10 protein-coding genes are annotated in these 10,273 nt (G+C 28.4%); 6 read left to right on the top strand and 4 right to left on the bottom strand.

All coding sequences use genetic code 11. From position 1 onward, the window contains the following. The first annotated feature begins 208 nt into the window (after positions 1 to 208). Positions 209 to 553, top strand: coding sequence for a hypothetical protein (locus BM119_RS10400; protein WP_090041243.1), 345 nt, complete (start codon positions 209 to 211; stop codon positions 551 to 553). A gap of 138 nt (positions 554 to 691) precedes the next feature. Here BM119_RS10400 and cooS read toward each other — a convergent pair whose 3' ends face one another. Further along, entirely contained in the window at positions 692 to 2,575 is a 1,884-nt protein-coding gene (gene cooS / locus BM119_RS10395) for an anaerobic carbon-monoxide dehydrogenase catalytic subunit (protein ID WP_090041242.1), read from the bottom strand. 223 nt (positions 2,576 to 2,798) lie between these two features. Further along, positions 2,799 to 3,209: an RrF2 family transcriptional regulator gene (locus BM119_RS10390; RefSeq protein WP_090041240.1), complete on the bottom strand. Its 411-nt coding sequence runs from the start codon at positions 3,207 to 3,209 to the stop codon at positions 2,799 to 2,801. 300 nt (positions 3,210 to 3,509) lie between these two features. Here BM119_RS10390 and BM119_RS10385 point away from each other — a divergent pair, with 300 nt between their 5' ends. Continuing rightward, positions 3,510 to 3,785 carry a hypothetical protein gene (locus BM119_RS10385; protein ID WP_090041238.1) on the top strand — a complete coding sequence of 92 codons (276 nt, stop codon included), beginning with the start codon at positions 3,510 to 3,512 and terminating at the stop codon, positions 3,783 to 3,785. Between the two features lie 28 nt (positions 3,786 to 3,813). Here the strand turns inward: BM119_RS10385 and BM119_RS10380 are convergent, their stop codons facing one another. Next, positions 3,814 to 4,890: an HD-GYP domain-containing protein gene (locus BM119_RS10380; RefSeq protein ID WP_177199388.1), complete on the bottom strand. Its 1,077-nt coding sequence runs from the start codon at positions 4,888 to 4,890 to the stop codon at positions 3,814 to 3,816. A gap of 130 nt (positions 4,891 to 5,020) precedes the next feature. After that, complete coding sequence (locus tag BM119_RS10375; protein WP_090041235.1) at positions 5,021 to 6,922, bottom strand: type I glutamate--ammonia ligase; 1,902 nt, start codon at positions 6,920 to 6,922, stop codon at positions 5,021 to 5,023. A 574-nt stretch (positions 6,923 to 7,496) separates the two neighbouring features. Here BM119_RS10375 and murI point away from each other — a divergent pair. From murI to BM119_RS10355, 4 genes are all read left to right on the top strand, one after another. After that, positions 7,497 to 8,270 carry a glutamate racemase gene (gene murI / locus BM119_RS10370; RefSeq protein ID WP_090041233.1) on the top strand — a complete coding sequence of 258 codons (774 nt, stop codon included), beginning with the start codon at positions 7,497 to 7,499 and terminating at the stop codon, positions 8,268 to 8,270. Between the two features lie 477 nt (positions 8,271 to 8,747). Further along, positions 8,748 to 9,026 carry an STAS-like domain-containing protein gene (locus BM119_RS10365; RefSeq protein ID WP_090041231.1) on the top strand — a complete coding sequence of 93 codons (279 nt, stop codon included), beginning with the start codon at positions 8,748 to 8,750 and terminating at the stop codon, positions 9,024 to 9,026. Positions 9,027 to 9,379: 353 nt separating this feature from the next. Next, a complete protein-coding gene (locus BM119_RS10360; RefSeq protein ID WP_090041230.1) occupies positions 9,380 to 9,895 on the top strand; it encodes a peptidylprolyl isomerase in 516 nt (171 codons plus the stop codon). 14 nt (positions 9,896 to 9,909) lie between these two features. Beyond that, positions 9,910 to 10,272 (top strand): DUF3783 domain-containing protein, encoded by a 363-nt coding sequence (locus BM119_RS10355; protein WP_090041228.1) that lies wholly within the window; start codon positions 9,910 to 9,912, stop codon positions 10,270 to 10,272. The last annotated feature ends 1 nt before the right edge of the window (position 10,273 follow it).

Genomic DNA, 10,273 nt, shown 5'->3' with positions numbered 1-10,273 from the left:
AACTTTAGAATGAGTAACTTTAGTCCAGATAGCGGGGAGCAATCCGATTTTTATCCTAAACTTTAAACTCTCCACTATCCACTTTCAACTAAAAAGGGCACAGCCACTTTTGTTCTTATAGTGATGTATATATTGGTTGTGGAATAGCAATAATTTATATGATATTATATGAATGCACAAAAGTATACTTAAATATAGGAGAGAAAAAATGAATACTATAAAAAATAAAAATGTAAGATATATAAGTTTTGTATTATATGCAATGTTTGTTTGTTATGTAGCATCAGTTATAGCTAATGTAGTTTATGGAGATATTAGCAACTTAAATACAAAAATATATACAATAACTTCAGTAATGGGGGCAGTGTGTATATTTGCTATAATAAAAAAACAAAAGTGGGGAATATATGGGTTTGTAATATATAATATTGCACTTGGAGCATACAATATAATTGAGTATGGATTTAGTGGCAATACTATAAAGGGAATAGTTATGGGAATTATAATATGTGCATTTATAGTTATGGAGTCCCTTAAAAGATGTGAAAGGTAAGAAATATATATATATGTAAAAATTTTGATTTTAAAATGATGATAAAATCTAGGGTTAAATATATTTTTAATTAGTGACAAGTGGCAAGTTAAGGAAAACCTGTGGTTTTCAACTATAACTCGTCACTTGAAAATTTTACTATAATCCTAAAGCACTTCTTTTTTCTAATATTATCTTTTCAAGTGTGTCAGCAGTACTATCTATTTCACCATCTAATATTAATCTTCCACCTGTTAGATTAACAAGGTCATTAGTTAAGATATTAGTAACAACATCACTACCTTCAATAAATGGAGGTATGGCTAAATGAAGAGGTAACCCAAGAGCTAATCCAAATGCGCCATCTGCTAAAGCTTGTTCTTCTAGCCATTGAGGTGCAGATAAAACTAATGGAAGCTGAGGAATATCAATTCCTAAATATTCAGCAAGCTCTGTTGCAACTATTTCCAATCTTCCAATTGCAAGACAAGGACCAAAGTTTAGCACAGGAGGTATTCCTAAAGTTTTGCATACTTCCTTTAAATTATCACCTGCTAAATCAGCAGCAGAAGGGCTCATAAGACCTACATTTTCAAGTCCTCCTGATGAGCATCCAGCAGATAATACAAGGATATCTCTCTTTATCAATTCTTTAGTTAATTCAACAGTAAAAACGTCATGACCTTTTGCTGTTAAATTAGAACATCCAACTACACCAGCAATACCTTTTATCTTGCCACTGGCTATTAAATCTATTAATGGTTTCCAAGTTCCACCTAAAAATTTCTTAAGTGAAGTCTCGCTTACTCCTGTTATTGTATCATCATTACCGTGATCTTTAGGTATATTTATGGATATTTTTGATCTCCTGTTTTTATAGCTATCTAGTGCAGAAGCTATTATTTTATTTGATAAATTTTCTCTTTCATCATATGAATATCCTAAGAAATCAGCATTAGCCTTTTTAGCCACATCATCTATACAAAGCATTTTAACTTGGAATTTATCAGCTATTGGCTCTATTCCAGGTAAAGTACAGTTGAACTCAGATAATACTAAATCTATGCCACCGGTTGCCAGTACTGCTTCACTAGTATAGTTGTTTCCGGCATGACCAGAGAATACTTCATTATAGTGAACACTTCTTAATTGAAGATCTTGTCCGACACAAGTACATCCAACAATTTTAAATCCTTTAGCACCTAAATCTTTTGCTTTATTAGCAATTTCTTCAGAAACTAATATCTCTTGAAGATGAGATATCATTGAATGTTGATGTCCAGTTATCATTATATTTATATAATCAGGATCTATAACCTTTAAGCCAACTTGGGCAGTAGTTATTTCAGGCTCGCCAAGTAAAACATCATTTAGAAGATTTGTAAGTGTTAAACCATACAATCCAGTTGATACTCCTAAAGTTAAAGAATTTAAGAGCATATCTACTGGATCACTATTAAGATTGGTAGATGTTTTTATAATACCATCAAATACTTCAGATTTAGCACCACCAGGCAATATACCGAGCTCTTTCCATTTTTTAAATCTTGGAGCATAGGCTAATTTTTCAACTAGATCCATTTTTTCATATTTAGGCTTGTATAAATCCTTTAAAATCACATCAGCAATTTTTGTTGCTTTTTCATGTATATCGCTACAATCTATTCCAAAACTTTCAGCTAGATAATTAAGTGTTGCAACTCCTTTAATATCCCCATTATTTTCCCCAACAGATTTTAAATTGGTGGCAGTAGTTTCTATAACATGTATATAGCAACCTGAACCAGCAGATACAGCTCTTAAAAAATTTCTAGCAACTATTGTATGAGCATCTGCTCCACAAACTCCTCTTGGGGATTTTGGTGTTATTTTACATGGTCCATTAGCACAAAGCTTACAACAGACTCCTTGAGTACCAAATTTACACTTATTTTTTTGAGACTCAACCCTATGGTGAGAAGTCTCTACATCTAAAGTTGATATAAAGCTATGAAGCTTTTCATCAGCAGTATTACATAAATTACAATTTGAACAATTACCCATTATTATATTCCTCCTAAATAAACACTAAAAAGGTATACTTTATTTCATAAAATTAAAGGGGTCAGGCACATGAAAGAAAATAACAAGTCCAATATGCAATGTATATTTTGTGTCAGACAAGGAAGTGATATTAGTTCATAGCATAGACTATGGGCTGATATCGTTGACGAAGTATGACACAAAATAGACTAGCATACTGACTTATTATTTTTTTGAATGTGCCTTAATCCTCTTTAATAAATGTATCAAATGTTTTGGATTTTAAATCCTTAATTAAATTTTCTTGTACAATAGCTAAGCTCTTGTGAATTTCACAGTGAGCTGCATTAGATTTGTTGCAAGACTCTGGACAGTTTAAACATCTATTTAAAAATATAGGTCCATCAATTGCGATAATTACATCATATAGTGATATTTCTGATGGTTTCATATTCAATGCATATCCACCTGAAACTCCTCTGAAAGAACAAATTATCTTGGACTGTGTAAGCTTTCTTAAAAGTTTAAGTAAAAACCTATGAGGTATACTCTCTTGTTGTGAAAGAGTTTTAGCCTCAATCTTTTGGTTTAAACCAAGTTTAGATAAGTACATAATTACTCTAAATGCATAATCTACCTCTTGAGTTATTTTCATAAATCATTCTCCCAATATTCTTAATCTACACCCGATTAGTATACTATTTCGGTATATTTTTGTCAACGAAATAAAAATAGGGTTAAATTTATTTCATTGACAACAGAACATATGTTCTATATAATTAAGTTGCAGATAGAACAAATCTAACATTAAGGGGGTATTTTTCCACCACTTGAATGTTAGCTGAGTTAATCTAGGGACGTAGTTATCAGATAAAATAAGCATTATTAGTAATAATTAAAGGTAAAAGGTAATATACATAGACTAACACTAAGAAAATAAGAGGGGGCATTTACAATGCAAAAAAGGGATGGTTTATTTGTTAAAATTAATTATAAAATGGATTATATAAAAGGAAATCAAAAGAGGGATTTAAAAGAAAACAAAAATAATATTAATTTAACTAAATATTTATACTGTGCGGGGACTTACAATAAAAATGGTGGAACAATGATATTTAGAGCAGAAAATATTGATGAAGCTAAATTTATTATAGATAATAATCCATTTTCTCAAATGGCTACATATAATTATGAAATACTAAGCAAAAATAAAATAAATTTACTAATGTAAAAAACCTTATGACTAAATCCATAAGGTTTTATAAAATATTATATGCAACTTCATTTATAACTAAAGATAAGTTTTCTCTAAGATTAATTTTCTTGCCTAAATTAAAGTTATTAGAAGTTTTTATTATTTCTATGTTAGGTCTTAGCGGGAAATTATTAAAATTATCTTTAACAATAGCAATTTCTCCGGTATTAAGTTTAACCAAAGATCCATTAGGATAAGGTACTATAGTGCACTTAAATATTTTTACTAGATAAAAATCAAAGTGTGAGCCAGCGTTTCCTAATATAAATTCTAAGGCTTCATTGGGACTTAAAGGTTTACGATAAGGTCTATTAGATGTTAAGGCATCGTAAACATCAGCAATTGCTACAATCTTTGAAAGAATATTTATTTCTTTGTTCTTTTTATATAGTGGATAACCACAGCCATTTACCTTTTCATGATGTTCTATAACTATAAGTCTAGACTTTAAAGGTATATTTTCAATATTTTTTAAATAATCATAACCTCTTATTGGATGAGATCGAATTACTTTGAATTCTTCTTGAGATAATTTGCTGGGTTTGTTTAGTATTTCTGTTGGAATAAACATTTTTCCAACATCATGTAATAGCGCTCCAACACATAGTTGTTTTAGATCTTCCCTATTTAATCCAAGTTTTAATCCTATCACCAAGGAAAGCATAGCTACATTTACACTATGTTCGTATGTATAATTATCTAAAGTTTTTATGTCAACTAAATTAATCAAAATATCATTTCTATTTAAAATATCATCTATAAGCTCTTCGGATAAATCTAAAATTTTTTGAAAGTCGTTGCTTTTTTTTGTGCTTTTTTTATTTGAAAATAAATTACCAAAAGTACTTTTTATTAAGTTTAATGATTTTTCTTTAAGTTCAGGTTTGATTATATTCTCAAGCTCTATGTAACTATTCTGGTCAACTACATTTAAACAGTTTATGCCTAATAGTTTAATGCTATCAAGTGTTTTTTTATTTAATCTATTCCCTTGTTTTAACAATATACGACCATCAAAATCAAAAATATCCTTAGCCAGTAAAAAATCATCTTTTATACAATAAATAGGAACTATTCTCATGGCATATAACACCTCATACATATATATATGTTATATACTACCATAAAAATTATCTTTTAACAAAGAATATATTGCATAAAAAATACCAATTTAAATTGAGTATTTAAATTGGTATTTTAAAATAATATATTTATATATCTAAAAGATTTTTTTTATAGTTAGAATATAAATGTCTAAGAGCGATCATTTTATCTTCTAATTCTATTTGTAATAATGAAAGATTATTATAATCTTTATTAGTTATACAATCTTGTATTCTAGTAAAGAGGCTTTTAGTTGAATAAGTATCTTTCATTATATAGTATCTTAATTCGTTTATTGACATCCATGTTGAAATATCTAAGTCTAAGGCTTTATCATTACTGTGTAATTGTTTAAGTGATCGTATTTCATCTATATAATTATTTATTAATCTGTGCTTAATTTCAGTTACCCACCTGTTGATAGTAGCCAGTTTGAAGCTATTAATCAAAGAATCATCTAAAACATTATTTACTTTTAAAACTTCTAATTTAGATTTATAAAGTTCAAGATTTTTTAAATTTTCGTATACTGTGGCTGGAGCTACACCAAAAAATTCACTACGTTCAGCTTCAGAATAATACTCAAAAACATCTTCCTCTGATCTGTAACATCTACCCTTTTCAAGATAGTCGGAATAATCACCAGGTTTTTTAGATAATTCACTTAATAACTCATCATTTGATTTTTTAGATTGTATTGCGTAATTTACACCATCTGCCATAGACATATAAGTAACAGCTAATGCTAAATAAGTGTTTGTGTGGGGATTTGGGCTTCTAAGCTCAAATCTAGTAGCTAATGGATTTTGTAAATCTCTTATTAGACCCACCAATACTGTTCTGTTCCTAGATGGAATAGAAGTATCTACACCTAAAGATGTTACTGTACATATAGGGGCTTCAAATCCAGGTTTTAATCTTTTTAAAGAATCATTAGTTGAAGAAATAAAGGGATTCATAATCTCATAGTTTTTAAGTATTCCCATTAAAGCTCCGTATCCTATATTACTAATAAAATGATTATTAGGAGCTGAGAATAAGTTTAGTTTTTTTCCATTTTTAAGTTTAAGAGCAATACCTACATGTATATGCTTTCCGCTACCAGCTACATCATCAATAGGTTTAGCTAAAAATGTAACATCTAGTCCGTTTCTTCTAAAAGTTTCTTTAATTAAAGTTCTAACTAATAACTCGTTATCTGCACATTGAACTGCAGTAGAGAACTTCCAATCCACTTCTAATTGTTCCATTATATGAGTGAGACTTCCATCATCTGTAAGTTTAGCTTTGACACCACCAACTTCTTTATGACCCATCTCAGGCTCTAACCCATAACTTTCCATAAGCATAATGCTTTGCTCTAATGCTGTTCTTACACATCCTTTAGTTCTTGTCCAATATTGCTCTTGTAAAACTTCAGATGTGGATAGCTCTTCAATTTCAGCATTATCATTAGGTGTTTTAACCCAAAATTCTAATTCTGTAGCAGAAGTTGCTATTATATCCTGAATATCATCAAATTGTATTCCGAACTGAGATAAAGTTTCTGGGTATTTTTTTAATAATGATAAAATAGTGCTTTTAAAATGTTCAATAGAATTGTTTAAGATATTACGGGAATCGACAGCTTTGTTATCATGATAAAGAAAACAGGGGATTCTTAATGTTCCAATAGGTTTATTGGTTAGGGGGTCAATATGTTCATAATTATAGTCAACAAACCAATTGCACTTTAAGTCAACAATCATATCAACTTTAGCATTATTTAATGTGGCTATACCGGGAAATGCTACAGATGATCCATCTGTTTGAGCAGCAGCTCCATGAAGAAATGTATCAATATCTTCTATAAATAATTTTATAGGAATTTTTTCATCGGTATCATTACCGGATAGGTCAACACCTATTAATGATACAAATTTAATCTCAGGATGGCTAGAAAGTGTTTCTAACAAAACCTCTTTAGAGTGATTTTCGCTTGGTATAAGGTATATTAAATCATTTTTCATAATGTAACATCTTGCAAAATGTGAAGTTGCAAGAATGAGTTCACATCCTTTCTTCAATAAGCTGTTTTTTACATTTATGGGGTTTTTTGTTTGATCTGAATCGTAATTAATATAGATAAATTCTATGTGAAAACAAGAATACTGTCAATAAAAAATATATAAATTAGAGTGAGAAATGAAACTATTATTAATAAAAATTTCAATAAGTTAAAAATAGTATTATATTCTAAATAAATTAAAAGTAAAATTATTATCTAATCTTAAGTAATTACATAGAAAGAGTATGAGTTCTACTAATTAGGGAAATAAATCTAATAGGAATCATAAATTAAGATTATTTAACTTACGCACATTCAAAAAATAGCAAGTCAGTACGCTGGTCTGTTTTGTGGCATACTGCATCATCTTTTTATATTTTAAAGGACACATAACCCAACTTATAGAATATGGAAGTGTTAGATAAGCTAAACAGAGTATAGAATAAATATAAAAATCTATATATTTTTTACAATAATATATTTTTTTGATAAAATATAAACTAGTTAAACATTTGTCTTTAAGGAGTGAATATCTTATGGAGGATAAAAATAATAGACCAATAGGTTTTTTTGATACAGGTGTAGGGGGATTAAGTGTTTTAAAAACAGCTATTAAGTTAATGCCTAATGAGAACTTTGTATATTTTGGAGACTCTAAGAATGCTCCATATGGAACAAAATCTATAGATAAAGTTAGAGAATTAACATTAAAATCAGCAGAATTTTTAGTATCAAAAAATGTAAAAGCTATAGTTATTGCGTGTAATACTGCTACTAGTGTTGCTATAAATGATTTAAGAAAAATATATGATATACCTGTAATTGGTGTAGAACCTGCTTTAAAACCAGCTATTGAATTAAAAAGAGATGGTAAGATTGTTATAATGGCAACTACAGTTACTTTAGCTGAAACTAAATTCAACAACTTAGTTAATAAATATGGTAAGGAAGCAGAAATTGAACCACTTCCATGCCCAGGACTTGTAGAGTTTATAGAAAATGGAGATTTAAATAGCAAAGAATTAAAAAGTTTTTTAAAGTCTAAATTTAATAAATTTGAGGGCAGTAAATTATCATCAATTGTTTTAGGTTGCACACATTATCCATTTATTGAGGATGTAATTAAAGAAATTATTGGAAGTGATGTACCTATAATTGATGGAAGTTTAGGAACAACTAATGAGCTTAAAAGAAAGCTTGAGGAAAAAAATCTTCTTAATCTTAATAATAAAGATAGGTACATAAAAATATTCAATTCTTCGGAAAATAAAAATTTGATAGATTTAAGTTATAAATTAATAGAGATATAATTCTTTTAGTTGAATGTGGAAAGTGGATAGTTGAGAGTGAAGGATAAATCTTCTAAGGAAGATTTTAAATTTAAAATATAAGCTTGGAAGAAAATCTGTGATTTTCAACCATAACTTTCAGCTTTCCACCTTCCACTCTCAACTTTTATAAATAAGAAAACCTGTAATTTTTAACCATAATTGTAAATTGTCAAATCTCAATTTTTAATTAAAGTGTGGAGTAGTGACTTTTTAATTTGTAAAGAAATTATTAATAAATAAAAAAAATTAATGATTTCTTTTAATATTAATGGCTTTATTATGCTTAATTTGGACTTAATAAGAAGATTTAGAAAGAAGTTATATATATATTGATAAAATTAACACAAAATACATTGTTAAAACATTGACACAATTATTTGTTTTTGATATATTAAATATAAAGATATAATTGTTAGAAAATTTAGAAAACAAATTTGTGTGTGGGGGGGATTTTATATGGAGATATTAGTTAAGGATGTTATAGGGGCTGAATATGAAAGTGAAGATGCTATAATATTAAGGGAATTTGTACGTGATGCATTAAATGAAGAATATAAAGAGAAAGTTATTTTAAACTTTGATGGAATGGGAAGGATTCCCACCACGTTCTTATTTTCATTCTTTACAGATTTAATAAACACAAAAGGAAGAGACTATGTAATCAATGCTGTTAATGTTAAGAATTTATCAAATTCTAGAGATTATAAGAGAGTGTTATTAGGCACAGCTTTTTAAAATAAATAATTTTTAACAAAATAGGGGCTCCTTTTTATAAAGGTGTCTCTATTTTTTTATATAAAAATATAGGATTTTATAAATAGATATGTTATTTTTATATTAGGTACATTCAAAAAATAACAAGTCAGTATGATAGTATATTTCGTGTCATACTACATAAGTAATGTTAGCCCATAGCTTGCTATAAACTAATATTACATCCTTATCTGACCCAAAATATACATGTCATTTTTGGTTTGTTATTTTGTTCCATGTGCCTTAAAGCACATAAATGCGCTAAAAATTAGAATAATTTTTGTGCTAATGTATAATCAATATAATAGTAAGACATTTTGAAGGGAGATAGATTTATGAATCCAATAGTTTCAATAAAATTAAAAAATGAGGAAGTAATAAAAATAGAATTATATCCAGAGGTTGCACCAAATACAGTTAAAAATTTTATAAGCCTTGTTAAAAAGGGGTTTTATAGTGGTAAAATATTTCATAGAGTAATTCCAGGTTTTATGATTCAAGGTGGATGTCCAGATGGAACAGGTATGGGAGGTCCAGGATATAGTATAAGAGGAGAATTTACAAATAACGGATTTAATAATGACTTAAAACACTCAAAAGGCGTAATTTCAATGGCTAGATCTATGCAAAGAGATTCTGCTGGTAGCCAATTCTTTATAATGGTAGCCAATTCACCTCATTTAGATGGTCAATACGCATCATTTGGAAAAGTTATAGAGGGAATGGAGTTTGCTGAAAAAATAGTTAGTGTAGCTACAGATAGATCAGATAGACCATTTGAGGATCAAGTTATGAAAGAAGTAACTGTTGATACTTTTGGTGTTGAATATGATGAGCCAGAAAAGCTATAGGAGTGATTTTATCTATGGTAGATAAGAAAGTATTATTAGCGTATGGTTTAGCTAATAAAGATTTAAATATATTAAAAACATTTAACAAAGAGTATATAATTGTAAAAGACAATATGATAGGGACTAAAATAGAAAACTTAATAAATGAAGTTGAAATTCTTCCTAGTGAAAAAAGTATACCAAAAGAAAAGATTATACTTATAAATGGGTATTCAAATAAAGAGGTTGACGTACTTATAAAAATAATTAGGGGTGCAATGGGAAAAAGAGTAATTATAGCTGTAATTACTGAAAATTCTAATTCCTGGACTTTTGATTATCTTGCAACAGAACATTTAATAAAAGAGAGAGATTGGTATAAAAAAAATAATAAATAAT

The sequence above is a fragment of the Clostridium frigidicarnis genome (assembly GCF_900111985.1).
Taxonomy (GTDB): Bacteria; Bacillota; Clostridia; order Clostridiales; family Clostridiaceae; genus Clostridium_Z; species Clostridium_Z frigidicarnis.
Note: the sequence above shows the minus strand (reverse complement) of the source record. Positions and strands in the feature narration are given on the sequence as shown.

What these genes read in the sequence shown, in the direction of transcription:
- BM119_RS10365 (WP_090041231.1), top strand. Translation starts at nt 8,748, where the DNA reads ATGGAGATATTAGTTAAGGATGTTATAGGGGCTGAATATGAAAGTGAA.
- cooS (WP_090041242.1), bottom strand. Translation starts at nt 2,575, where the DNA reads ATGGGTAATTGTTCAAATTGTAATTTATGTAATACTGCTGATGAAAAG.
- BM119_RS10355 (WP_090041228.1), top strand. Translation starts at nt 9,910, where the DNA reads ATGGTAGATAAGAAAGTATTATTAGCGTATGGTTTAGCTAATAAAGAT.
- BM119_RS10385 (WP_090041238.1), top strand. Translation starts at nt 3,510, where the DNA reads ATGCAAAAAAGGGATGGTTTATTTGTTAAAATTAATTATAAAATGGAT.
- BM119_RS10375 (WP_090041235.1), bottom strand. Translation starts at nt 6,922, where the DNA reads ATGAAAAATGATTTAATATACCTTATACCAAGCGAAAATCACTCTAAA.
- BM119_RS10380 (WP_177199388.1), bottom strand. Translation starts at nt 4,890, where the DNA reads ATGAGAATAGTTCCTATTTATTGTATAAAAGATGATTTTTTACTGGCT.
- murI (WP_090041233.1), top strand. Translation starts at nt 7,497, where the DNA reads ATGGAGGATAAAAATAATAGACCAATAGGTTTTTTTGATACAGGTGTA.
- BM119_RS10360 (WP_090041230.1), top strand. Translation starts at nt 9,380, where the DNA reads ATGAATCCAATAGTTTCAATAAAATTAAAAAATGAGGAAGTAATAAAA.
- BM119_RS10400 (WP_090041243.1), top strand. Translation starts at nt 209, where the DNA reads ATGAATACTATAAAAAATAAAAATGTAAGATATATAAGTTTTGTATTA.
- BM119_RS10390 (WP_090041240.1), bottom strand. Translation starts at nt 3,209, where the DNA reads ATGAAAATAACTCAAGAGGTAGATTATGCATTTAGAGTAATTATGTAC.